21 protein-coding genes are annotated in these 24,295 nt (G+C 71.6%); 9 read left to right on the forward strand and 12 right to left on the reverse strand.

The features are described from left to right. Window positions 1-10 precede the first annotated feature (10 nt). Both ACY0MR_RS10780 and ACY0MR_RS10785 read left to right on the forward strand, forming a co-directional pair. The gene (locus ACY0MR_RS10780; RefSeq protein ID WP_473560498.1) at window positions 11-2,497 is read left to right on the forward strand and encodes an AAA family ATPase; all 2,487 of its coding nucleotides are present in this window, start codon (window positions 11-13) and stop codon (window positions 2,495-2,497) included. Beyond that, complete coding sequence (locus tag ACY0MR_RS10785; protein ID WP_451059731.1) at window positions 2,481-3,770, forward strand: McrC family protein; 1,290 nt, start codon at window positions 2,481-2,483, stop codon at window positions 3,768-3,770. The genes ACY0MR_RS10780 and ACY0MR_RS10785 overlap by 17 nt, the downstream gene beginning before the upstream one ends. Window positions 3,771-3,788: 18 nt before the next feature. Here the strand turns inward: ACY0MR_RS10785 and ACY0MR_RS10790 are convergent, their stop codons facing one another. The 8 genes from ACY0MR_RS10790 to ACY0MR_RS10825 form a co-directional block, all read right to left on the reverse strand. Beyond that, entirely contained in the window at window positions 3,789-5,591 is a 1,803-nt protein-coding gene (locus ACY0MR_RS10790) for a chitinase (RefSeq protein WP_473560500.1), read from the reverse strand. Between the two features lie 161 nt (window positions 5,592-5,752). Next, the gene (locus tag ACY0MR_RS10795) at window positions 5,753-6,223 is read right to left on the reverse strand and encodes a bifunctional DNA primase/polymerase (protein WP_392862483.1); all 471 of its coding nucleotides are present in this window, start codon (window positions 6,221-6,223) and stop codon (window positions 5,753-5,755) included. Between the two features lie 132 nt (window positions 6,224-6,355). Beyond that, entirely contained in the window at window positions 6,356-7,774 is a 1,419-nt protein-coding gene (locus ACY0MR_RS10800; protein ID WP_361850123.1) for an NAD(P)/FAD-dependent oxidoreductase, read from the reverse strand. A gap of 36 nt (window positions 7,775-7,810) precedes the next feature. Next, window positions 7,811-8,605 (reverse strand): ABC transporter permease, encoded by a 795-nt coding sequence (locus ACY0MR_RS10805; protein WP_073818954.1) that lies wholly within the window; start codon window positions 8,603-8,605, stop codon window positions 7,811-7,813. Continuing rightward, entirely contained in the window at window positions 8,605-9,531 is a 927-nt protein-coding gene (locus tag ACY0MR_RS10810) for an ABC transporter permease (RefSeq protein WP_388793894.1), read from the reverse strand. Before ACY0MR_RS10810 ends, ACY0MR_RS10805 begins: the two co-directional genes overlap by 1 nt. Beyond that, window positions 9,528-10,706: an ABC transporter ATP-binding protein gene (locus tag ACY0MR_RS10815; RefSeq protein WP_388793891.1), complete on the reverse strand. Its 1,179-nt coding sequence runs from the start codon at window positions 10,704-10,706 to the stop codon at window positions 9,528-9,530. The genes ACY0MR_RS10810 and ACY0MR_RS10815 overlap by 4 nt, the downstream gene beginning before the upstream one ends. 45 nt (window positions 10,707-10,751) lie before the next feature. Continuing rightward, the gene (locus tag ACY0MR_RS10820; protein WP_388793888.1) at window positions 10,752-11,999 is read right to left on the reverse strand and encodes an ABC transporter substrate-binding protein; all 1,248 of its coding nucleotides are present in this window, start codon (window positions 11,997-11,999) and stop codon (window positions 10,752-10,754) included. A 49-nt stretch (window positions 12,000-12,048) separates the two neighbouring features. Continuing rightward, on the reverse strand, window positions 12,049-13,563 hold the full coding sequence (locus tag ACY0MR_RS10825) for a gamma-aminobutyraldehyde dehydrogenase (RefSeq protein ID WP_388793885.1): 1,515 nt from the start codon (window positions 13,561-13,563) through the stop codon (window positions 12,049-12,051). 175 nt (window positions 13,564-13,738) lie between these two features. On the opposite strand from ACY0MR_RS10825, the gene ACY0MR_RS10830 reads away from it, so the two are divergent. Beyond that, entirely contained in the window at window positions 13,739-14,290 is a 552-nt protein-coding gene (locus ACY0MR_RS10830; protein WP_403317512.1) for an NADAR family protein, read from the forward strand. Between the two features lie 115 nt (window positions 14,291-14,405). Here the strand turns inward: ACY0MR_RS10830 and ACY0MR_RS10835 are convergent, their stop codons facing one another. Beyond that, complete coding sequence (locus ACY0MR_RS10835; RefSeq protein ID WP_361850020.1) at window positions 14,406-15,089, reverse strand: DUF4190 domain-containing protein; 684 nt, start codon at window positions 15,087-15,089, stop codon at window positions 14,406-14,408. Between the two features lie 75 nt (window positions 15,090-15,164). Here ACY0MR_RS10835 and ACY0MR_RS10840 point away from each other — a divergent pair, with 75 nt between their 5' ends. The 6 genes from ACY0MR_RS10840 to ACY0MR_RS10865 all read left to right on the forward strand — a co-directional run bounded on the left by ACY0MR_RS10840 (window position 15,165) and on the right by ACY0MR_RS10865 (window position 20,920). After that, on the forward strand, window positions 15,165-16,196 hold the full coding sequence (locus ACY0MR_RS10840; RefSeq protein ID WP_388793877.1) for an adenosine deaminase: 1,032 nt from the start codon (window positions 15,165-15,167) through the stop codon (window positions 16,194-16,196). A 56-nt stretch (window positions 16,197-16,252) separates the two neighbouring features. Next, the gene (locus ACY0MR_RS10845) at window positions 16,253-16,978 is read left to right on the forward strand and encodes a glycerophosphodiester phosphodiesterase (RefSeq protein WP_473561763.1); all 726 of its coding nucleotides are present in this window, start codon (window positions 16,253-16,255) and stop codon (window positions 16,976-16,978) included. Further along, on the forward strand, window positions 16,975-17,760 hold the full coding sequence (locus ACY0MR_RS10850) for an SAM-dependent methyltransferase (RefSeq protein ID WP_404085764.1): 786 nt from the start codon (window positions 16,975-16,977) through the stop codon (window positions 17,758-17,760). The genes ACY0MR_RS10845 and ACY0MR_RS10850 overlap by 4 nt, the downstream gene beginning before the upstream one ends. Next, on the forward strand, window positions 17,760-18,932 hold the full coding sequence (locus ACY0MR_RS10855; RefSeq protein ID WP_473560507.1) for a sensor histidine kinase: 1,173 nt from the start codon (window positions 17,760-17,762) through the stop codon (window positions 18,930-18,932). The genes ACY0MR_RS10850 and ACY0MR_RS10855 overlap by 1 nt, the downstream gene beginning before the upstream one ends. Beyond that, a complete protein-coding gene (locus ACY0MR_RS10860; protein WP_473560509.1) occupies window positions 18,929-19,642 on the forward strand; it encodes a response regulator transcription factor in 714 nt (237 codons plus the stop codon). Before ACY0MR_RS10855 ends, ACY0MR_RS10860 begins: the two co-directional genes overlap by 4 nt. 96 nt (window positions 19,643-19,738) lie before the next feature. After that, complete coding sequence (locus ACY0MR_RS10865; RefSeq protein WP_473560510.1) at window positions 19,739-20,920, forward strand: serine hydrolase domain-containing protein; 1,182 nt, start codon at window positions 19,739-19,741, stop codon at window positions 20,918-20,920. Here ACY0MR_RS10865 and ACY0MR_RS10870 read toward each other — a convergent pair. The 3 genes from ACY0MR_RS10870 to ACY0MR_RS10880 form a co-directional block, all read right to left on the reverse strand. Beyond that, complete coding sequence (locus ACY0MR_RS10870; protein ID WP_404085755.1) at window positions 20,917-21,456, reverse strand: hypothetical protein; 540 nt, start codon at window positions 21,454-21,456, stop codon at window positions 20,917-20,919. The genes ACY0MR_RS10865 and ACY0MR_RS10870 overlap by 4 nt on opposite strands. Before the next feature lie 87 nt (window positions 21,457-21,543). Further along, window positions 21,544-22,710, reverse strand: a complete 1,167-nt coding sequence (locus tag ACY0MR_RS10875) for a polyamine ABC transporter substrate-binding protein (RefSeq protein ID WP_392862796.1) — start codon at window positions 22,708-22,710, stop codon at window positions 21,544-21,546. Between the two features lie 143 nt (window positions 22,711-22,853). Continuing rightward, window positions 22,854-24,290: a gamma-aminobutyraldehyde dehydrogenase gene (locus ACY0MR_RS10880; RefSeq protein ID WP_361850008.1), complete on the reverse strand. Its 1,437-nt coding sequence runs from the start codon at window positions 24,288-24,290 to the stop codon at window positions 22,854-22,856. Window positions 24,291-24,295: the final 5 nt, after the last annotated feature.

Here is a 24,295-nt window from a genome sequence, read left to right on the forward strand (position 1 = left end):
GGGGACACGGATGGCGGGCACACGTTTCTCGGTCACGTTCGACGGACGGGCGCACCAGCTGCATCCCTCGGGCGGACAGATCATCCTGCCCACCCAGGGTTCCAAGATCCATCACGATCCCGGCTGCACCCACCTCACGGACCCGGAGACCCTCGACCGGCACCCCGACCGGGACGGTCTGACCTGGCGGCGGCTCCTCGACGCCGACGACCCGGCCTCCTGGGCGGACTCCGCCGGGCTGCGGAACCGCCGCGGCAGGCCCCTCACGGGCGTCTGCTCCTGCGCGTTGCGGCCCGTCGCCGCGGACCACGCCGACGCCCTGCCGTACTGGCCCCTCGACCAGGCCCTCGAAGCGTTCGACGTCGAACGGCACCAGGATGCCCTGGAAGCCGCGGACCGCCGCGCCGAGGAGATCCGCCGGGCCTTCCCCCTGGAGTCGTGGCCGACGCTCCCGCTGGAGCGCTACGCGCTCGGTGTCCACAAGACCCGCCCGGACCTCCCTCAGCCGTACTGCCACGCGCTCGAGTACGGCAGCGGCGAGCTGGGCAGCATCACCGGGGGCTCGGCCAAGAAGCACCTCATCTACTGCCGGGACGGCGGTCGGTGGTGGCACGATTCCGGCTACCCCGACCCCGCGGCGGCGTGGAGCGCGGTGCGCTCGGGCATCGTCGAGGCGGTGACGGCGGCCCGCGAGGGCAGGGTGCGGGACATCGACGACATCGTCGCCGTCCGGGCGGCGAACACCCTGATCGCCAAGACCCTGCGGATCTACGCGCCGGACGCGATCGTCCCGGTCTACGCCGACAGCTACACCCGGCACTACGTGTCCATGCTCACGACGGACGCGCCGGTGCGGATGCGCCCCTTCGCCCGCAAGGAGTACCTGCGTTGGCTGGTCGGGCAGCACCCCCGGCTGAGGGACTGGCCGCCCCACCTCGTCTACCGCTTCCTCGCGTGGTGGGCCCCGCCGCGGGTGGCGCCCCGGGTGTTCGCCATGCGCCTCCACGCGAACGGGGACCTGGAACTGGACTGCCTCACCGAGGGCTACGCCGCCGTCGGGTTCGACGAGCTCGGCGATCTGCACGACTTCGCCGACAAGGAGGAGTTCACCCGGGCCCTCCGGAGCCGGCTCACCACGGGGAACCCCGCGAACGCGCAGGACCTCTGGCGCCTCCTGGAGATGCGACCGGGTGACCGGATCGTCGGACACCTGTCCGCGGACCGGATCGTCGCGGTCGGCCGGGTCACCGGAGACGGCTACGCCTGGCGGCCCGCACGGCGGGAGCGCAGGCACACCGTCACGGTGGAGTGGGACTCCTCCTTCACGGTGGCGCTCGACCACCCGGTCCCCGGCTGGGGTCCCGACCGGATCGCCGAGGTCAAGCCCGCGGCCTGGACGAAGCTCAAGCAGCTGCGTGCCGAAGACCCGTGGTCCCCGACGGCGGGGGACGCGGGCGCCGAAGCGGCCTTCGGCGACGGGGGCACCGCGAACGCCCCCGTCGACCAGCCGATCGACCCCGACCCCCAGCCGCTCGACCCCGAACTCCAGCGGCTCGATGACGCGCTGACCCGGCGCGGCCAGGCGATCCTCTACGGGCCCCCGGGCACCGGCAAGACGTACCAGGCCCTGCGCTACGCGGTACAGCGGATCGGAGCCCTGTCCGACGACCTGACGGGCCTCTCGCCGTGGGCCGAGCCGGAGAGCGCCGAGTACCGCGCGACCCTCAAGGCGCTCCAGGACGCGGGCCGCCTGACGCTCGTCACCTTCCACCCGAGCTACGGCTACGAGGACTTCGTCGAGGGGCTGCGGCCGGTGAAGGGGCAGGCGGGACTCGCCCTCGACGTCCGCCCCGGCGTGTTCCGACAGGTCTGCGACCGGGCCGCCGAGGACCCCGACCACACCTATCTCGTGGTCGTCGACGAGTTCAACCGCGGCAATGTGCCCAAGGTGCTCGGCGAACTCATCACCGTCCTGGAGAAGGACAAGCGTGGACTGTCCGTCACGCTCCCGCTGAGCGAGCGGCCGTTCGCCGTGCCGCGCAACGTCCTGCTGCTCGGCACGATGAACACCGCCGACCGGTCCATCCGGATGCTCGACTCCGCCGTACGCCGTCGTTTCGCCTTCGTGGAACTGCTGCCGGACCCGAAGCCGCTGCACGGCTTCAACGTCGACCTGCTCGACCTCGGGGTGTTCCTGGAGGCTCTCAACGCCCGGATCAGGAGGCTGCTCGACCGGGAGAAGCAGCTCGGCCACGCCTTCCTGATGCCCGGCGGCGAACCCGTGTCCACGGCGGCGGAGTTCGCCGCGATCGTCCGGGACGAGATCGTGCCGCTCCTCCAGGAGTACGCGTACGACGACTACGGGCTGCTGACCGCCTTCCTCGGCGAGGCCGTCGTCGACCCGGTGAACCACTGCCTGCGCGAGCTGGACGACGAATCGTTCGTGTACGCGCTGCACTCCGAGCTCAGGGCCGACACCGATGCCGAACCCGTCTGAGCACCCGCGGCTCGCCCTGCGCGAGTACGGCCGGGAGATCCTCCCCGGCGTCCGGCTGACGGAGGCCGACCGGCGGCTGGTGGAGAGCGGAGCGCTCGACGGGCGACTCCGCCTGCGGGAGCTGCGGGGCGACCGGCTGGAGGCGACCGCCGGGCCGTACGTCGGCGTCGTCCGGCTCGACTCCTGCGAGCTGCGCGTCCTCCCCAAGTACCTGGGCGGCGAGCTCGACGTGCTGCGGATGCTCGACTACGCCTGGGGCGGGTCGGGAGCGCTCCTGCCGCTCGGGCAGGACTTCGGCGAAGGCCCGCCCCAGCTGCGGGACCTGGTCGCCCTCATGGTGACCGAGCACGCCGAGCGGCTGCTGCGCCACGGGCTCCGCAGCGACTACCTCACCCGGGAGGACGACCTCCCCGTGGTGCGCGGCCGCCTGCTGGCGGACCGGCAGCTCGTCCGCCACCACGGCCGGCTGGACCGGCTGGCCTGCCGGTTCGACGAGCACGACGCCGACATCCTCGACAACCGGATCTGCGCCGGGGCGGTCGCCCTCGCGGCCCGCTCGGCGCGCTCCCCCGAGGTGCGCGGCCGGGCCCGACGCGCGGCGGCGCGGTTCGCCGCCTACGCCCCCGGTGAGCTGGGAGATCTCCGTGCCGCGGTGGCGCTGCCGGAGTACCACCGGCACAACGAGCACTACCGGCCCGCCCATCTCTGGTCGCGTCTGCTGCTTACGGGCGGGGGAATCCGGGACCTGTTCACGGGCGGCCCGCTGGCCTCCCGAGCGTTCCTCGTCGACATGAACCAGCTGTTCGAGGCGTTCATGACCCGGCTGCTGCGGGAGGGCGCAGCCGCTGCGGGTCTGCACGCGGAGGCCCAGTCGCGGCAGCGGCGGGTGCTCTTCGACGAGGCCACGGGGGGACCGTACTCCGAGGTGCGTCCGGACCTGCTGGTCTCCGGCACCTTGGACGGCGCACCCGTCCGGCGCCCCGTCGACGTGAAGTACAAGCTCTACGACCAGCGGAAGCTCTCCACGCAGGATCTCTACCAGGCGTTCCTGTACGCCCACGCGCTGTCCGGCGACGGCCCCGGGCGCTGCTCCCTGGTGCATCCGGGAGACGCCGGCAGCTCCGGGGCCGTGGTGTCGGTCCGGCGTGCGGGCGGTGCGGTGTCGGCGGTGGTCCGGGCCGTGCCGGTGGATCTGCGCGCGGTCCTCGACGGACTGGCCGGGCCGGCTCCCCGGGGGGTTACGGCCCGGCTGTTCGCCGAGGTCATGGCCTAGACGACCGGTGGTGGGCGGTCAGCTCCAGTTGTACGCGTCGAAGTTCTGCGAGAACTGCCACTGGTTGAAGCGGTCCCAGTTGATCGACCAGGTCATCAGGCCGCGCAGGGCGGGCCAGGTGCCGTGGGTCTGGTAGGTGCCGCAGTTGGTCTTCCTGGTGAGGCAGTCCAGGGCCTTGTTGACCTCGGCCGGGCTCGTGTGGCCGTTGCCCGCCTGGGTGGAGGCCGGGAGGCCGATCGCGACCTGGTCGGCGCGGAGCGCGGGGAAGAAGCGGTCCGTGTTGCCCGCGACCGGGAAGCCGGTGAGCAGCATGTCGGTCATCGCGATGTGGAAGTCGGCGCCGCCCATCGAGTGGTACTGGTTGTCCAGGCCCATGATGGAGCCCGAGTTGTAGTCCTGGACGTGCAGCAGGGTGAGGTCGTCGCGGAGGGCGTGGATGACCGGCAGGTAGGCGCCGGCGCGCGGGTCCTGGCCGCCCCAGGGGCCGGAGCCGTAGTACTGGTAGCCGAGCTGGACGAAGAAGGTCTCCGGGGCCATGGTCAGGACGAAGTTCTGGCCGTACTTCGCCTTGAGGGTCTTGACCGCCTGGATCAGGTTGACGATGACCGGGCTGGTCGGGTTCCGGAAGTCGGTGTCACCGGTCTGCAGGGACAGCGAGTGGCCCTCGAAGTCGATGTCGAGGCCGTCGAGGCCGTACTCGTCGATGATCTTCGAGACGGAGGAGACGAAGGTGTCGCGGGCGGCGGTGGTGGAGAGCTGCACCTGGCCGTTCTGGCCGCCGATCGAGATGAGGACCTTCTTGCCCGCGGCCTGCTTGGCCTTGATGGCGGCCTTGAAGTCGGCGACCGACTCGACGTTCGGGCACTCGGTCGCCGGGCACAGGCTGAAGCGGATGTCGCCCGAGGTCACCGAGGTCGGCTCGCCGAAGGCGAGGTTGATGACGTCCCAGGAGTCGGGGACGTCGGCCATCCGGGTGTATCCGGAGCCGTTGGCGAAGCTGGCGTGCAGGTAGCCGACGAGGGCGTGCGCGGGCAGGCCGGGGTTGCCGCCTCCGCCTCCGCTGGTCGTGGTCGCGCTCACGGCGGCCGACTTGGCCGACTCGCCCGCGCCGTTCACGGCGCTGACCTGGAAGGTGTACGCGGTGGAGGCGGTGAGCCCGGTGACGGTGGCCGAGGTGCCGCTGACCGTCTGGACCTTGGTGGTCCCGCGGTAGACGTTGTACGAGGTGGCCCCGGAGACCGCGGACCAGGTCAGGGGCACACTGGTGGAGGTCGGGGAGCCGGCGGCGAGGCCGCCGGGCACGGCCGGGAGCTGGACGGGGTCGCCGCCGGGGCCGTAGAGGGAGAGGTCGTCGGCCTGGTAGGCGGGGGTGCCGTACCAGCCGTGGGTGTAGATGGTGACCGAGGTCGTCGAGGCGCCCGTCGTGAAGGTGGTCGCGAGCCGCTGCCAGTCGGGCGCGGAGCCCGTCCAGGTGGAGACGTCGGTGGTGCCCGTGCCGGAGGCGCCGAGGTAGACGTAGCTGCCGCGCACCCAGCCGCTGAGGGTGTACGAGGAGTTGGGCTTGACGGTGACGGTCTGGGAGCAGCGGGCGTTGTCGCTGCCGGCCGGGGTGGCCTGGAGGGCCTTCGTGCCGCTGCGGGTGGGGGTGGAGACGGCGGCGCCGCTGCCGGCGGTGCAGGTCCAGCCGTCGAGGCCGGCCTCGAAGCCGCCGTTGCGGGCGAGTTCGGCGTCGGCGGCCTGGGCGGCGGGGCCGAGGGCGGCGAGTCCTCCGGCGGCGAGGACGCCTGCGAGGAGCAGGGTGAGGGGTCTGGCGCGGTCCACAACTGCCTCCGGGGATGGGGGAATCGAGGTGGGAGCGCGCCACAGCATGGTCCAGACCAATCGAGTGGTCAAGACCTCTGGCCCCGACGTCCGCACGGCGGACGGAGCGATCCGCCCTCCGGACGGAACGCGTCCCTCCGATCCGCCCGGCGGGACGCCCCCTAGGGCGCCTCCCGCGACCGCCCGAGACGACCCGCCGCCTCGTGCATGGCGAGCTCCAGGAGCGCGGCGTCGGTGAGGGTGCCCGCGCCGTCCGGCGCCACCAGCCAGCGGACCGCCCCGGTCGACCGGCCGGGGTACGGGACGACGATCCAGGTCCCGGCGCCCGCACCGCGCACCCCGGTGCCGAGCCAGCGGGTCACGGTGCCGGGCGGCACGAAGAAGCCCATCCGGGCGTCGCCGAAGTCGGCGAGGACCGGGCCCGGCCGGCCCACCAGGCGGGTCAGCACGTCGAGCGTGGGATAGCCCAGCTCGGCGGGGAGGATCAGGACGTCCCAGCGCCTGCCGGCGGGCAGCAGCGCGACCCCGTGCGGGTTGCGCTCCCACTCCCACCGGCAGGCCTCGGGATCGGGTGCGACCGAGGCCAGCCACTCCACCGCGCTCTTGGCGCCCGAGGCCCCCGTACCAGTCATCGCAACGGTCTCCTTCCGTGTGGACACGGTGTCCGTACGGAGAGAGCGATTCGGGCGGCTGCTCTTACGCGGTTTCAGCTACCCATCGGTTGTGATGTGGGTCACAGGGGCCGGCCGGAAGGCCGTGCTGCCTCAGCTGTCGAAGCCCAGCCCCACCCGGTCCATCGCCTTGAGCCAGAGGTTGCGGCGGCCGCCGTTCTCGTCGGCCTTCGCCATCGCCCACTTGGTGATGCCGATACCGGCCCAGGCGATCGGTTCGGGCGGGAAGGGCAGCGGCTTGCGGCGGACCATCTCCAGCTCGGTGCGCTCGGTGCGCTCCCCCGCGAGCAGGTCGAGCATCACGTCGCCGCCGAAGCGGGTGGCGCCGACGCCGAGTCCGGTGAACCCGGCCGCGTACGCCACCCTGCCCTGGTACGCCGTGCCGAAGAAGGCCGAGAAGCGGGAGCAGGTGTCGATCGCCCCGCCCCACGCGTGGCTGAAGCGGAGCCCCTCCAGCTGCGGGAAGCAGCGGAAGAAGTGCTCGGCGAGCTTGAGGTACGTCTCCGGGCGGTGGTCCATCTCGGCGCTGACCTTGCCGCCGAAGGGGTAGATCGCGTCGTAGCCGCCCCAGAGGATGCGGTGGTCGGCGGTGATCCGGAAGTAGTGGAACTGGTTGGCGGAGTCTCCGAGTCCCTGCCGGTTCTTCCAGCCGACGGAGGCGAGCTGCTCGGCGCTGAGCGGCTCGGTCATCAGGGCGTAGTCGTAGACCGGGACGGTGTACGCACGGACGCGCTTGACCAGCGACGGGAAGACGTTGGTGCCGAGGGCGACCCGGCGGGCGAGGACCTTGCCGTACGGGGTCCGCACGCCCATGCCGGCGCCGGCCTGGACGAGTTCCAGGCCCGGGGTGTTCTCGAAGACGCGGACGCCCAGGTCCAGGCAGGCCCGCTTCAGGCCCCAGGCCAGCTTGGCGGGGTTCAGCATGGCGACCCCGCGGCGGTCCCAGAGGCCGCCGAGGAAGGTCGGCGAGTCGACCTCGGCCCGGACGGCGTCCCGGTCGAGGAGTTCGATGCCGTCCGCGAGTCCGAGCCGCTCGATCTCCTCGTACACCTCGTGGAGCTCGTCGACCTGGTACGGCTCGGTGGCGACGTCGATCTCGCCGGTGCGCTCGAAGTCGCAGTCCAGCCCGTAGCGGGCGACCGCCTCCTCGATGCCGTCGAGGTTGCGCTCTCCGAGCTCCTCCAGCTTCGGCAGCTCGCCCGGCCAGCGGGCGAGCCCGTTGCCGAAGCCGTGGGTGAGGGAGGCGGCGCAGAATCCTCCGTTGCGGCCCGAGGCGGCCCAGCCCACCTCACGGCCCTCGATCAGCACGACGTCCCGGGCGGGGTCGCGCTCCTTGGCGAGGAGCGCGGTCCACAGTCCGCTGTAGCCGCCGCCGACGACGAGCAGGTCGCACGTCTCGGTGCCGGTGAGGGCGGGCAGGGCGCCGGGCTTGCCGGGGTCTTCCAGCCAGAAGGGGACGGGCTGGGCGTCGGAGAGAGATTGTGCAGCGAGACGCATGGCGACTGGGGCCATGGTTTCCAACTCCTTCGGTGCCCGACCGGGGCTCGGTCAGGCTGTTGCTGTTTTCTTGCGCCGGTTCGTAATGATTTGCCCGGCCACGACCACCAGTACCGCGAGGACGAACATCGCGGTGCCGATGACGTTGATCTGAACGGGGGTTCCGCGCTGCGCCGAGCCCCAGACGAACATGGGGAAGGTGACGGTGGAGCCCGCGTTGAAGTTGGTGATGATGAAGTCGTCGAACGAGAGCGCGAAGGCGAGCAGCGCGCCGGCGGCGATGCCGGGGGCGGCGATCGGCAGGGTGACGCGCAGGAAGGTCTGCACCGGCCCGGCGTAGAGGTCGCGTGCGGCCTCCTCCAGGCGGGGGTCCATGGACATGACCCGCGCCTTGACGGCCGTGACGACGAACGACAGGCAGAACATGATGTGGGCGATCAGGACCGTCCAGAAGCCGAGCTCGATGCCCATGTTGAGGAACAGGGTGAGCAGCGAGGCGGCCATGACGACCTCGGGCATCGCCATCGGCAGGAAGATCAGCGAGTTGATCGCGCCGCGCGCCCGGAAGCGGTAGCGGACCAGCGCGAAGGCGATCATCGTGCCGAGGACGACCGCGCCGACCGTCGCCCAGGCGGCCAGCTGGAGCGAGAGGGAGAGCGACTCGCACATGTCGGCGACGCCGCAGGGGTCCTTCCAGGCGTCGAGCGAGAACTCCTGCCAGGAGTAGTTGAAGCGTCCCTTCGGCCTGTTGAAGGAGAACGCCATCACGACGAGGTTGGGCAGGATCATGTACGCGAGCGTGAGCAGGCCCGCGATGACGACGAGGTTCCGGCGGATCCAACGCATCAGACCAAGTCCTCCGTTCCCGCTCGGCGGATGTAGACGGTGACCATGACCAGCACGATCGCCATGAGGATGAAGGAGAGCGCGGCCGCCGTCGGGTAGTCGAGGACGCGGAGGAACTGCGACTGGATGACGTTGCCGACCATCTTGGTGTCGGTCGAGCCGAGCAGTTCGGCGTTGACGTAGTCGCCGCTCGCCGGGATGAAGGTGAGCAGGGTGCCGGAGACGACGCCGGGCATCGACAGCGGGAAGGTCACCTTGCGGAAGGTGGTGGCCGGGGAGGCGTAGAGGTCCTGCGCGGCCTCGTGCAGCCGGCCGTCGATCCGCTCCAGGGAGGTGTAGAGGGGCAGGATCATGAAGGGCAGGAAGTTGTACGTGAGACCGCAGACGACCGCCATCGGGGTGGCCAGGACGCGGTCGCCCTCGGTCCAGCCGAGCCAGCTCGTCACGTCGAGGACGTGCAGCGCGTTCAGCGCGTCGACGACGAGGCTGTCGTCGGCGAGGATCGTCTTCCAGGCCAGCGTCCGGATGAGGAAGCTGGTGAAGAAGGGGGCGATGACGAGGACCAGGAGCAGGTTGCGCCAGCGGCCCGCCTTGAACGCGATGAGGTACGCGAGCGGGTAGCCGAGCAGCAGGCAGAGGATGGTCGCGGTCCCGGCGTAGAGCAGGGAGCGGACGAACTGCGGCCAGTACTCCTGGAAGGCGTTCCAGTAGGTCTGGAAGTGCCAGGTGACCTGGAATCCCGCTTCCAGGCTGCCCTCCTGGACGGAGGTGGAGGCCTGGTAGACCATCGGCAGCGCGAAGAAGACGAGCAGCCAGATGATGCCGGGGAGCAGCAGCAGGTACGGGACGAGCCGCTTGCGGGTCGAAGGCTTGCGCAGAACCGGTTCCTCGGTGGGCGGCGCGTCCTTCACGAGGGTCGCGGTCATCCGGCGTCCTCCACCGTCTCCACACCGGCGTCGATGTCCTGGTCGGCGTCGAGCCCGAAGGTGTGCGCCGGGTTCCAGTGCAGGACGACCTCGGCGCCGGGGACGAGCCGGGTGTCCCTCTCGACGTTCTGCTCGTAGACCTGGAGCTCGGCGCCCGCCGGGCTGTTCACCACGTACTGGGTGGAGACGCCGATGAAGGAGGAGTCGGCGATCCGGCCGGTCACGCGGTTGCGGCCGTCGGGTATCGAGCCGGCGTCGTCCTTGTGCGTCAGCGAGATCTTCTCGGGGCGGACGCCCACGAGCACCTTGCCGCCCTGGCGGACGGCGGAGGTACAGCGGTCGGCGGGGACGCGGAGCTTGCCGCCGCCGGCCGTGACGAGGACGTCCGCGGTGGCGGAGCCCGTCTCCAGGACCTCGGCCTCGATGAGGTTGGAGGTGCCGAGGAAGTTGGCGACGAAGGTGGTCTTCGGGTTCTCGTACAGGTCGGCGGGGGCGCCGAGCTGCTCGACGCGGCCGCCGTTCATCACCGCGACCTGGTCGGCCATCGTCATGGCCTCCTCCTGGTCGTGGGTGACGTGCACGAAGGTGATGCCGACCTCGGTCTGGATGCGCTTGAGCTCCAGCTGCATCTGGCGGCGCAGCTTGAGGTCGAGGGCGCCGAGCGGCTCGTCGAGGAGGAGCACCTGCGGGTGGTTGATGAGGGCGCGGGCGACGGCGACGCGCTGCTGCTGGCCGCCGGAGAGCTGGTGCGGCTTGTGGCGGGCCTTGTCGCCGAGCTGGACGAGCTCCAGCATGTCGTCGACCTGCTTCTTCACCGACTTGATGCCGCGGCGGCGCAGGCCGAAGGCGATGTTCTCGGTGATGTCCATGTGCGGGAAGAGGGCGTAGGACTGGAAGACGGTGTTGACCGGCCGCTTGTACGGCGGGAGGTCGGTGACGTCCTTGTCGCCGAGGAAGACGGTGCCGGTGCTGGGGTCCTCCAGGCCGGCGATCATCCGCAGGGTGGTGGTCTTGCCGCAGCCGGAGGCGCCGAGAAGGGCGAAGAAGGAGCCCTGCGGGACGGTCAGGTCCAGCGGGTGGACGGCGGTGAAGGAGCCGTAGGACTTGCTGATCCCGGTGAGACGGACGTCGCCGCCGCCCGTGGTCTTTCCGGTGTGAGGAGTCTTGTCAGTCATGGGTTGTGGTCCCGGGGAGTGAGAGAGAGGTGGACGGCGGGGGCCTCAGGCTCCGATGAGCTTGGCGAACTTCTCCTCGTACGCCGTCTCCTCCGCGCTGGTGAGCGAGCGGAAGGCGTGGGACTTCTTGGCCATGGCCTTGTCCGGGAGGATCAGCGTGTTGTTCGCGAGCTCGGGGTCGATCTTGGAGAGCTCGTCCTTCACCCCGTCGACGGGGCACACGTAGTTGATGTACGCGGCGAGCTGGGCGGCGACGGGGAGCTCGTAGTAGTAGTCGATGAGCTTCTCGGCGTTCGTCTTGTGCCGGGACTGCGCGGGGACGAGCAGGTTGTCGCTGGAGGTGATGTAGCCGGCGGACGGGATGGAGAACCTGATGTCCGGGTTGTCCGCCTGGAGCTGGATGACGTCGCCGGCCCAGGCGAGGCAGGCGGCGATGTCGCCCTTGTCCAGGTCGGAGGTGTAGTCGTTGCCGGTGAAGCGGCGGATCTGCTTCTTGTCGACGCCCTTCTGGAGGCGTCCGATCGCCGCGTCGTAGTCGGCGTCCGTGAAGTTCCCCGGGTCCTTGCCGAGGTCGAGCAGCGTCATGCCGACGGAGTCGCGCATCTCGGTGAGGAAGCCGACCCGGCCCTTGAGCGAGGGGTCGTCGAGGAGCTGGGTGACCGAGTCGACCTTCTTCCCGCCGGTGGCCTTGACGTTGTACGCGATGACCGTGGAGATGCCGGTCCAGGGGTACGAGTAGGCGCGGCCGGGGTCCCAGTCGGGGGTGCGGAACTGGGCGGAGAGGTTCGCGTACGCGTGGGGGAGGTTCGAGGCGTCGAGCTTCTGGGCCCAGCCGAGGCGGATCATCCGGGAGGCCAGCCAGTCGGTGACGCATATCAGGTCGCGGCCGGTGTCCTGGCCGGCCGCGAGCTGCGGCTTGATCTTGCCGAAGAACTCGACGTTGTCGTTGATGTCCTCGGTGTACTTGACCTTGATCCCGGTGCGTTTCGCGAACGCCTCCAGGGTCGGCCGGGACTTCTCGTCCTCGCTGACGTCCATGTACTCGGTCCAGTTGGAGAAGGCGAGGGTCTTCTCCTTGGCCGAGTCGTCGATGGACGCGGACCCCTGGCCCTCCCGCTTGGCCGGCGGGATGCCGCAGGCGCTCAGGGAGGCGAGGCCTCCCACGGTGAGCGCGCCCACACCGCCCGCGCGCAGCATCGAACGGCGGGTGAGGGCGCCCCGGCCGCTCGTCAGGCTGCGACGTATCGCCGCCACCTGCGCGGCGGAGAGGCTGTCGGGCTCGTACTGCTCCATGCGCTGTGCCCTTTCGGGATGGTGTGGCCGCTGGTCTGGCGGCAGGCTGCTATCGGTCCCCGAAGATCGTGCGGTGCCAGTCCTTGGCCGCCACCGCGGTGTTGTCGAACATCACGTGCTTGACCTGCGTGTACTCCTCGAAGGAGTACGCCGACATGTCCTTTCCGTAGCCGGACGCCTTGGTACCGCCGTGGGGCATCTCGCTGATGATGGGGATGTGGTCGTTGACCCACACGCAGCCGGCCTTGATCTCGCGGGTGGCCCGGTTGGCGCGGTAGACGTCCCGGCTCCAGGCGGAGGCGGCCAGGCCGTAGGGGGTGTCGTTGGCGAGCCGGATGCCCTCGTCGTCGCCGTCGAAGGGGAGGGCGACCAGGACCGGCCCGAAGATCTCGGACTGCACGACCTCGCTGTCCTGCGCGGCGCCGGTGATCAGGGTCGGACGATAGTACGCACCGTCCTTGAGGTCGCCGCCGGGGGCTTCCCCGCCGGTGACCACGGTGGCGTAGCCGCGGGCCCGCTCCACGAAGCCGGCGACGGCGTCGCGGTGGCGGTGGCTGACGAGCGGGCCGAGGTCGGTGGCCGGGTCGAAGGGGTCGCCGAGCCGGACGGTCTCCATCAGTTCGGCGACGCGGGCGACGAAGGCGTCGAAGAGCGGGCGCTGGACGTACGCGCGCGTGGCGGCGGTGCAGTCCTGGCCGCTGTTGATCAGGGAGGCGGCGACGGCGCCGTGGGCGGCGGCCTCCAGGTCGGCGTCGTCGAAGACCACGAAGGGGGCCTTGCCGCCGAGTTCGAGGTGGAGGCGCTTGACGGTGGCGGTGGCGATCTCGGCGACGCGCTTGCCGACGGGAGTGGAGCCGGTGAAGGAGGTCATGACGACGTCGGGGTGGCCGACGAGGTGCTCGCCGACGGTCTTCCCGGCGCCGTTGACGATGTTGACCACGCCGTCGGGGATGCCGGCCTCCTTCGCCGCCTGCGCGAACATCAGGGAGGTCAGCGGGGTCAGCTCGGCCGGCTTGAGGACGATCGTGTTGCCGGCGGCGACGGCCGGGAGGATCTTCCAGGCGGCCATCTGGAGCGGGTAGTTCCAGGGGGCGATGGAGCCGACGACGCCGATGGGCTCGCGGCGGATGTACGAGGTGTGGTCGCCGCTGTACTCGGCGGCCGACTGGCCCTGGAGGTGGCGGGCCGCCCCCGCGAAGAACGCGGCGTTGTCGACGGTGCCGGGCACGTCGAACTCGGTGGTGAGCTTCAGCGGCTTGCCGCACTGGAGGGACTCGACGCGGGCGAAGTCCTCGGCCCACTCGGCGAGGACGGCGGCGAAGCGGTGGAGCGCGTCGGAGCGCTCCCCGGGGGTCGCGCCGGCCCAGCCGGGGAAGGCGGCCTTGGCGGCGGCGACCGCCTCGTCGACGTCGGCGGTGGAGGCGAGCGTGTAGGTGTACACGCTCTCCCCGGTCGCCGGGTCGATCACGCTGTGTTCCCGGCCGGAGGTCCCGGCCCGGAGCCGCCCGCCGATGTACTGTGCGCCGTCCGCGAAGCGGTCCGTCACCTGGAAGCGGTTGCCCATGACGCTCTCCGTTGTCCCAGCTCGAATTGAGTGCCGATCCTGACAGAGGGATGATGGCCCAACAAGTGATTCCGTTGTTGCCTTTTGGTTACGCGACGGAATCGGTCGACCATGTGTCGAGGCGGCCGGAAAATCTCCGTACGGAGTGTCCGTGGCGGATGCCACACTCCCATGCATGAGCGCGATCGAGGCACTGACACAGCAGGTCAACCGGGGTGAACGGGTGAAGTGGCTGCACTTCTGGGGCCACCGTCCGCACCCGGACGGGCGGCTCACGGCGAGCTGTCTCAGCCAGTGGTGGCCGGCACCCTTCGTGGTCTCGGGCGTGTCGTACGCGACGGCCGAGCACTGGATGATGGCCGCCAAGGCCCGTCTCTTCGAGGACGCCGACGCGGAGCGGGCCGCGCTGTCCGCCCGTACCCCGGCGGAGGCCAAGAAGGCGGGCCGGCTCGTCCGGGGCTTCGACGAGGCGGTGTGGGCGCGGGAGCGCTTCGGGATCGTCGTCGAGGGCAGCGTGCACAAGTTCGCCTCGGACGAGGCCCTGCGCTCCTACCTCCTCGGCACCGGCACCCGGGTCCTCGTGGAGGCCAGCCCGGTGGACCGGATCTGGGGCATCGGGCTGGCGGCCGACGACCCCGCCGCCCACGACCCGGCCCGCTGGCGCGGCGAGAACCTGCTGGGCTTCGCCCTGATGGAGGCGCGCGAGCGGCTGCGCCAGGGAGCCTGAGCGGCACGGCACCGGCGGGATCGCGCGACCGGTACGCGGAAGGGCCCCGCACCCAGGGGGTGCGGGGCCCTTCCGCGTCCGGCGACGGCCGGAGCCGCTCAGCGTCCGGAGCGGCTCAGCGGTCGCTCTCGACCACCAGGCTCGACGCGAACGGGTCGTCGTCGTAGCCGGAGTCGAACGAGCCGGAGTCCTGGCTGGCCGCCCAGATGATGAACCCCAGGAAGACGGCGCTCACCACGGTGCCGATCGCGCCGAGCACGATGCCGGTGACGGCCATGCCCCGGTTGGTCGCCTCGCCCCGGCCGCACTTCTTGACCCCGATGATGCCGAAGATCAGCGCCAGGATGCCGAGGATGGCGCCCAGGCCCCACAGGCAGAATCCGGCCACCGCGATGATGCCCAGCACCATCGAGGCGATCCCCATGCCATTGGACGGGGACTGCTGCCAGCCCGTCTGGCCGGGGTAGCCGCCGGGCGACGGGTAACCCGGGTAGCCGTACCCGGAGCCCGTCGGAGCCGGCGGGGTCGCCGCCGGGTAGCCGTACCCGCCGGACGTGTCCGCCGCCGGGTAGCCGTACGCCCCGGGCGTGGCCGCCGGGCCGCCGGGGGCGACCGGCGGCGGCGGCACCTCGGCGGGGCCGGGCGAAGCGAGCGGAAACGACGTGACGGTCTGCTGGTCGTGCACCGGCGGCGGCGACGGGGTCGCCCCCTTGCTCAGCTCCACCCCGTCACGGTTCGGCGGAGCCCACGGGTCCGTCGGGTCGTACCCGCCCCGCGACTGGTCTTGGTTGTCAGACATGGGCCTCCCCCATCATGGTCCCGCCATGCTACGGCCTCACCCGTGAGGGGGAACCGTCCGGCCTACGATGAACGGATGACCGATCTCCATCCCTTCATCGCGGGCCTGCCCAAGGCCGAGCTGCACGTCCACCACGTCGGCTCCGCCTCGCCCCGGATCGTCGCCGAGCTCGCCGCCCGGCACCCCGACTCCAAGGTCCCCACCGACCCGGAGGCGCTGACCGACTACTTCACCTTCACCGACTTCGCCCACTTCATCGACGTCTACCTCTCGGTCGTCGACCTGGTCCGCACCCCCGAGGACGTCCGGCTGCTGACCTTCGAGGTCGCCCGTGACATGGCCCGGCAGAACATCCGGTACGCCGAGCTGACCATCACCCCCTACTCGTCCACCCGCCGGGGCATCGACGAGCGCGCCTTCATGGCCGCCATCGAGGACGCCCGCAAGGCGGCCGAGGCCGAGTTCGGCACCGTCCTGCGCTGGTGCTTCGACATCCCCGGCGAGGCCGGCCTGGCCTCCGCCGAGGAGACGGCCCGCCTCGCCACCACGGACGGGCTGCGCCCCGAGGGCCTGGTCTCCTTCGGCCTCGGCGGCCCGGAGATCGGCGTGCCGCGCCCCCAGTTCAAGCCGTACTTCGACCGGGCACGGGCGGCCGGCCTGCACTCCGTGCCGCACGCGGGCGAGACGACCGGTCCGCAGACCGTGTGGGACGCGATCAACGACCTGGGCGCCGAGCGCATCGGCCACGGCACCAGCTCCGTCCGGGACCCGGCGCTCCTCGCCCACCTGGCGGAGCACCGCATCGCCCTGGAGGTCTGCCCGACCTCGAACATCGCCACCCGGGCCGTCGCCACCCTGGACGAGCACCCGATCCGGCAGATGGTCGACGCGGGCGTCCTCGTCACGATCAACAGCGACGACCCGCCGATGTTCGGCACCGACCTCAACAACGAGTACGCGGTCGCGGCCCGCCTCCTCGGCCTCGACGAGCGCGGTGTCGCCGCCCTCGCGAAGAACGCGGTGGAGGCCTCGTTCCTCGACCGGCCCGGCAAGGACCGGATCGCCGCGGAGATCGACGCGTACACCGACACCTGGCTCGCGCGCTGACGACTGGCCCGCCCGCCCGCGACGGCGAGAATGGGCCCATGGACTCCGACACCCCCATGGACCCGACCGCCGTCGTGACACCCGCCGGGGCCCCGGCCTCCGTGACCGTCGTGGGCCATCGCGGCGACCCGTACCGCGTCCGCGAGAACACCCTCGGCTCGATCGCCTCGGCGATCGAGCGGGGGGCGGACGCGGTCGAGGTCGACGTCCGGCTGACCAGGGACGGCGTGCCCGTCCTCCTCCACGACGAGACCCTCAAGCGGCTGTGGGGCCACGACCGGCCGCTCCGCGTCCTCTCCCACGAGCAGCTCCGCGAGCTGACGTACGACGGCGTCCCCACCCTGCGCGAGGCCCTGCTCGCGGCCGGCGACAGGCGGCTGATGCTGGACCTGCCCGGCGGCGACGAGGACTCGGTCCGGACGATCGTCCGCACGGTCCGCGAGTGCGGCGCCGGGGAGCGGGCCTACTACTGCGCCGGGGCCGTCGCCATGCTCCAGGTGCGCGCGGCCGACCCGGCCGCCGAGATCGCCCTCACCTGGACCTCGCTCGCCCCGCCCCGCCCGGTCCTGCTCGACGTGGTGCGGCCCCGCTGGCTCAACTACCGCTTCGGCCTGGTGAGTCGGGCCCTCACCGACCAGGTGCACCGGGACGGCCTGCTCGTCTCGGCCTGGACGGCCGACACCTCGCGGAGCATGCGTAAGCTGATCACGAACGGGGTCGACTCGATCACCACCAACCGGGTCGACGCCCTCGCCGCCGTCCTGCGAAAGGCCCAGGCATGAACGACCGGATCCGGACCGACGTCGCCCACAACGCGCGGGTGTGGAACTACTGGCTGGGCGGCAAGGACAACTACCCGGTCGACCGCGCGGTGGGCGACCAGGTCACCGGCTTCTACCCGAGCATCGGCGAAGTCGCCCGCGCGGACCGGGCGTTCCTCGGCCGCGCCGTCACCTTCCTCGCCGCGGACGCCGGGGTCCGCCAGTTCCTCGACATCGGCACCGGTCTGCCGACCGCCGACAACACGCACGAGGTCGCCCAGCGGGTCGCGCCGGACTCCCGGATCGTCTACGTCGACAACGACCCGATCGTCCTCACCCACGCCCGCGCGCTGCTGACCAGCGCCCCCGAGGGCGTCACGGACTACGTGGACGCCGACGCGCACGAGCCGGAGAAGATCCTGGCGGCCGCCGGCGCGACCCTGGACCTCTCCCGGCCGGTCGCCGTGATGATGCTCGGCATCCTCAACTTCGTCCTGGACACCGCGAAGGCCCGGTCGATCGTCCGCACCCTGATGGACGCCGTCCCCTCCGGCAGCCACCTGGTCCTCACCCACCCGACGCTGGAGCCGGAGCTCGGCGGGGAGGGCAACAAAGCCGCGATGGCCTTCTGGAACGAGAACGCGACCCCGCCGATCACCGCCCGCAGCCGCACCGAGTTCGTCTCCTTCCTCGACGGGCTCGACATCCTGGAGCCGGGCGTCCTGTCCTGCTCGCGCTGGCGCGCCACCGCCGAAGGCACCCCCGTGGTCGCGCAGTTCGGCGCGGTGGGCCGCAAACCGTAATGGGAGGACGCGGGGACGTCCGCGCCCGGTGGGAGCGGACGCGGACCTGGGGCGGGGCCAATCCCTGGGCGGTGGACGCCGGGATCGCGCTGCTCGTCCAGGCGGCGATGACGATGCCGTTCGTGGTGCCGCGCCCGCCCGGACTCGAACCGGCGACCTGGACCGCGTACGGGCTGACGACGCTCACGGTGGTCCCGCTCGTCTGGCGGCGGCGGGCACCGGTCGCCGTGCTCCTCGCGATCCTGGCGGCGAGCACGCTGTACATCCTGGCGGTGGACGGACCGGGGCAGCCGCTGCCGTACACCGGACTCGTCATCGTCTACACCGTGGCGCTGCACTCCCCGGCGCGCAAGCGGCTGGCGACGGCGGGGCTCATGCTGGTCGCGGTGCCCGTCTCCGTCTGGCTCAACACCCGGTCGGCCCGCGAACTGACCTTCTCGCTCTTCGTGTTCGGCGCGGCCTATGTGTTCGGCCGGCTCCAGGACGCGCGGCAGCGCGCGCACCTGGTCGAGGCCGAGCGGGCCGCGGCGCGCGAACGGGCCCGGATCGCACGGGAGATGCACGACATCCTGTCGCACGCGGTGAGCCTCATGGTCGTCCAGGCGGAGGCGGGCCCGGTGGCGGTCCGGGCGGCGCCGGAGCGCGCGGAGGCCGCGTTCGAGGCGATCTCCGAGACGGGCCGGGAGGCGATGACCCAGCTGCGGCAGATGCTGGGGCTGCTGCGGGAGGGGTCCGAGGGGGCGCCGCCCCGGGAGCCGCAGCCGGACGTCTCCGGGATCCCCGCGCTGGTGGAGCGGGTGCGGTCCGGCGGCCTGCCGGTCGTGTACACGACGCGGGGCGGGGTCCGGGCGCTGCCGGCGGCGACCGGCGCGAGCGCCTACCGGATCGTGCAGGAGGCCCTGACGAACGTCGTCAGACACGCGGACGCGCGCCGGGCCGAGGTCCTGCTCGCGCACGCCGACGGCGTCCTGCACGTCACCGTCACGGACGACGGCCGCGGCCCCGCGCCGGCGGCGGGGACGCGGGGGTCCGGCGGCCACGGCCTCACCGGCATCCGGGAGCGGGCCGCCGCGCACGGCGGGACGGCGACGACCGGCCCCGGTCCGGACGGCCGGGGCTTCGAGGTGCGGGTCCTGCTGCCCGTACCGTCCACGGCGGAGGCGGGGAGATGACGACGATCCGGGTGGTGGTCGCGGACGACCAGGAACTGGTCCGCAGCGGTTTCGCGATGATCCTGGAAGCGCAGCCGGACATCGAGGTGGTGGCGGAGGCCGGGGACGGCGCCGAGGCGGTCGAGGCGGTGCGCCGCCACGCCCCGGACGTGGCGCTGCTCGACATCCGGATGCCCGGCACCGACGGCATCGAGGCCTGTCGGGAGATCAGCGCGGGCGGCGGCTGCCGGACGGTGATCCTGACGACCTTCGACACCGACGCGTACGTCTACGAGGCGCTGCACGCGGGTGCGAGCGGCTTCCTCCTCAAGGACGTCCGGCGGGACGATCTGGTGCACGCGGTACGGGTGGTGGCGGCCGGCGACTCGCTGCTGGCACCGTCCGTGGCCCGTCGGCTGGTGGAGCAGTACACGGCGGGCGGTCCGCGCAGGACCGCCCCGGACCCCCGGCTCGACGTGCTGACCGGCCGGGAGCGGGAGACCCTGCTGCTCCTGGCGCGCGGCCTGTCCAACGCGGAGATCGCGGCGGAGCTGGTGGTGAGCGACCACACGGTGAAGACGCACGTGGGGAACGTGCTCGCCAAGCTCGGTCTGCGGGACCGGATCCAGGCGGTGATCTGCGCGTACGAGACGGGCCTGGTCGCGGCGGGCTCTCCCCCGCCCGGGGGAGGCGGCGGTCCACTCTCCTCCCCCTGGTCGGCGAGGAGTTGACCGCGGGAAGACCGCCGGTGCGGGCGATCCGGTGATCGTCGCGGGTCAACAGGATGGAGTCGTCGGGAACAACGGCTCACACCCACGGAGTTGACCATGAGGACGTCCACCCGCTCGCTGCTCGCCGCCGCCCTCGTCCTGGGGGTGGCCGCGGGGCCGGCCCTCGCACCGGCCTTCGCGGCTCCGACCGCTCCGGTGACGGCTCCGGCCCCGGCGGCCCGCCCGGCGAGCCCGGACCTGAGCGCGGTGATCGCCGGGCTCCCGCGGGCCGACGCCACGGCCGCGCTCGTCCGGGTCGGCGGCTCCGAGGGGGCCTGGCGGGGCAGTGCCGGAGTCCACGACCTGGTGAGCGGCGCCCCGGCAGACCCGGGGGCCCGCTTCCGGGCCGGCTCGGTGACGAAGGTCTTCACGGCGGCGACCGTCCTCCAGCTGGCCTCCGAGGGCCGGATCGACCTGGACCGCACGGCCCGGTCGTACCTGCCGGAGCTGATCCCCGGCCGGTACGCCACGGTGACGGTGCGCCAGCTCCTGAACCACACGCACGGCATCCCGGCCCCCGACCTGGGCGTCGGCGACACGGTGGAGGAGTGGTACGCGCATCGCTTCGACGTCCACGACCCGGAGGACATGGTGCGCTCGGCGACGGCGAAGCCGCGCGAGTTCCGGCCCGGCACGAAGCAGCACTACCTCAACATCGGGTACACGATCGCCGGTCTGATCGTGGAGCGGGTCACGGGCGACACGTACGAGCACCAGGTGGAACGGCGGATCCTGCGCCCGCTGGGCCTCCGGGACACCTGTCTGCCGGGCGAGGCGGCCGAGCTCGCGGGGCCGTACAACCACGGCTACCAGACGATGCGGCTCGACGACGGGACGACCGGGCTGCGGGACGTCTCGGTGTGGGGGGTGACGGACGCATGGGCGGCCGGCGACCTCGTCTCGACCACGGCCGATCTGGAGCGGTTCATCCGGGCGCTGTTCGCGGGCCGGGTGGTGCGCGGGCCGCTCCTGGAGGAGATGTTCACGCTGCCGAGGGTCGCGGACCTGAGGTCCGGCGATCCGGCGGCGTACTCCGCGGGCCTGTCGATGAAGAGGCTCGGCGGCCGCGAGGTCTGGGGGAAGACCGGCGGCCGCTGGGGGTACAACGCGGCCGTCGCCTCCACCCGCGACGGCGCGCGCACCCTCGTCTACAGCGTCAACTCCACCGACGCGAAGGGCCAGGACATGAACCCGACCGCCCTGAACCTCATGGTCGCGGCGTACGGCCTGCCGGACTAGCGGGCGCCGGCCGGCACGGGCTCCGGTGCCGTGGCGGCTTCGAGCCGCTTGATCAGCCGGCGTACGTGGAGCAGGGGCAGGATCCCGACGACGCCGAAGGACATGTCGATCACCGACCACCAGAAGGGGATGCCCCGGATCGGTCCGCAGATCAGGGCCAGCGGGATGATGCCGACGCAGGCGATCATGCCGAACTCGACGACCCAGACGTTGCGGACGGGGTCGCGGTGGACCCCGTAGAAGGCGACCGCGATGACGAGGTGCGCGAAGGCGAGCCAGTCGGTGCCGTAGAGCAGGTACGGGGCCTGCGCGTCGGCGGTCTCCAGGCCGCCACGCACCCGGTCGATCCACTCGGCGAGTCCGGGGAGGAGGTCGGCCACGGGGGCCGCCCAGCCGTCGAGCGAGGAGTCCAGCAGCCGGAGTTCGGTGACGAGCGGGAACGCGGTGATCCCGCTCAGGACCAGGCAGACGACGAAGACGATCAGCCAGACGCGGATGCGCGTGAGAAGGGCTCTCGGCCCGTTCGAGTCGCTCATGAGGGCAGCGTACGCCCTTCTTGAACGTGTTCAGAAATGGGGGGGCGGCCGCCGCGGGTGGGACTCCCGCGGCGGCCCCCGCGCGGCTCACAGACCGACGATCGCGTTCCACCGCTTCGTGAAGTCCTGCCGCTCCCGGGCGGTGATGTCCCGGGCGATCGCGAGACGCCCCCGCATGTCCGCGTCCGGGAAGATCAGCGGGTCCTCCGCGAGGGCCACGAGCTCCTCGTCGCCGGAGTCGGCGAGGACCTGCTGGGCGGCCGGCACCGGGCAGACGTAGTTGACCCAGGCGGCGAGTTCGGCGGCGACCTCGGGTTCGTAGTAGTAGTCGACGAGCTTCTCGGCGTTGGCCTTGTGCTGCGCGAGGTTGGGGACCAGCAGGGACTCGGCCCACAGTTCGGCGCCCTCCTCGGGGACGACGAACTCGATGTCCGGGTTGTCGGCCTGGAGTTGGATGACGTCGCCCGAGTAGGCCTGGCACGCGAGGACGTCGCCGGTCGACAGGTCCTTGATGTAGTCGTTGCCGGTGAAGCGGCGGATGTGCCGGGACTTCACGAGGCCCTCGACCTGCTCGCACAGGGCGTGGAAGTCGTCGCCGGTCCACCGGGTGACGTCGACGCCGCGGCCCATCATGAGCAGCGCGAAGGACTCGTCGAGCCCGGACAGCAGGGTGACCTTGCCGCGCAGGTCGTCCGCCCACAGCTCCTTGGTGGAGCGGAGTTCGCGGCCGAGCTTGCGGCGGTTGTACGCGATGCCGGTGATCCCGGACTGCCAGGGGACGGTGTGCAGCCGGCCCGGGTCGAAGGCGGGCGAGCGGAGCTGCGGGTCGAGGTGCTCGGCGACGTTCGGCTGGCGGGCGCGGTCCATCTCCTGGGCCCAGCCGAGGCGGACGAAGCGGGCGGCCATCCAGTCGCTGACGACGATCAGGTCGCGGCCGGTCTGCTGGTGGTTCATCAGCGACGGGCTGATCTTGCCGAAGAACTCGTCGTTGTCGTTGATCTCCTCGGTGTAGCGGACGGAGATCCCGGTGCGCGCGCGGAACGCGTCGAGGGTCGGCCGCTTCCGGGCGTCCTCGTCGTCGGTGTCGATGTAGAGCGGCCAGTTGGCGAAGTCGAGCGTCCTGTCCCGGGCGGAGAGGTCGCGGCCGGCCCGGTCGGCCTCGTCGACGTAGGCGGCGGGGACCCCGCATCCGGCGGCGAGCAGGCTCGCGGCCCCGGCACCCCCGATGCCGCGCAGCAGGGACCGGCGGGAGATGTTGTTCCTGGCTGTCGCTCTCACCCGTGCAGCATCCCGGGAGGCCCCGGGCCGGGGCAATGGACGCTCCGTCGAGCGACGCGGCGCGGCCCCGACACCCTGTCGACCGGGGTGCCGGGGCCGCGTGGCGTTCAGGCGGGGGTTCAGCCCAGGGAGGTCATGACGTGCTTGATGCGCGTGTAGTCCTCGAAGCCGTAGCCGGAGAGGTCCTTGCCGTAGCCGGACTTCTTGAAGCCGCCGTGGGGCATCTCGGCGACCAGCGGGATGTGGGTGTTGATCCACACGCAGCCGAAGTCGAGGGCCTTGGACATGCGCATCGCGCGCTGGTGGTCCTTGGTCCAGACGGAGGAGGCGAGGGCGTACTCGACGCCGTTCGCGTACTCCAGGGCCTGGGCCTCGTCCGTGAAGGACTGGACGGTGATGACGGGGCCGAAGACCTCGTTCTGGATGATCTCGTCGTCCTGCTTGAGGCCGGAGACGACGGTCGGGGCGTAGAAGTAGCCCTTGTCGCCGACCCGGTGGCCGCCGGCCTGGACCTTGGCGTGCGCCGGGAGGCGGTCGATGAAGCCGGTGACCTGCTTCAGCTGGTTGGCGTTGTTGAGGGGGCCGAAGAGCACGTCCTCGTCGTCCGGCTGGCCGGTCTTGGTCTCGGAGGCGGCCTTGGCGAGCGCGGCGACGAACTCGTCGTGGATGGACTCGTGCACGAGCACGCGCGTGGCGGCCGTACAGTCCTGGCCGGCGTTGAAGAAGCCGGCGACGGAGATGTCCTCGACGGCCTTGTCGATGTCGGTGTCCTCGAAGACCACGACCGGGGCCTTGCCGCCCAGCTCCAGGTGGACGCGCTTGACGTCCTTGGCGGCCGACTCGGCGACCTGCATGCCGGCGCGTACGGAGCCGGTGATGGAGGCCATGGCGGGGGTCGGGTGCTCGACCATCGCCTTGCCCGTCTCACGGTCGCCGCAGACGACGTTGAAGACGCCCTTGGGGAGGATCTGGCCGATGATCTCCGCCATCAGGACGGTCGACGCGGGGGTCGTGTCCGAGGGCTTGAGGACGACGGTGTTGCCCGCGGCGAGCGCCGGGGCGAACTTCCACACGGCCATCATCATCGGGTAGTTCCACGGCGCGACCTGGGCGCAGACGCCGACCGGCTCACGGCGGACGATGGAGGTCATGCCCTCCATGTACTCGCCGGCCGAGCGGCCCTCGAGCATCCGGGCGGCACCGGCGAAGAAGCGGATCTGGTCCACCATCGGCGGGATCTCTTCGCTCGCCGTGAGGGCGACGGGCTTTCCGGTGTTCTGGACCTCGGCGGCGATCAGGTCCTCGGCGCGCTCCTCGAAGGCGTCGGCGATCTTGAGGAGTGCCTTCTGGCGCTCGGACGGCGTGCTGTCACGCCAGGCGGGGAAGGCGGCCGCGGCGGCCTCCATCGCGGCGTCGACGTCGGCCTGGCCCGAGAGCGGGGAGGTGGCGTACACCTCGCCGGTGGCCGGGTTGACCACCTCGATGGTGCGGCCGTCGGCCGCGTCGCGGAACTCCCCGTTGATGTAGTTACGCAGCCGGCGCAGCTCGGTGGTCACTTGCC

It is taken from the genome of Streptomyces sp. JN8, from assembly GCF_055808075.1.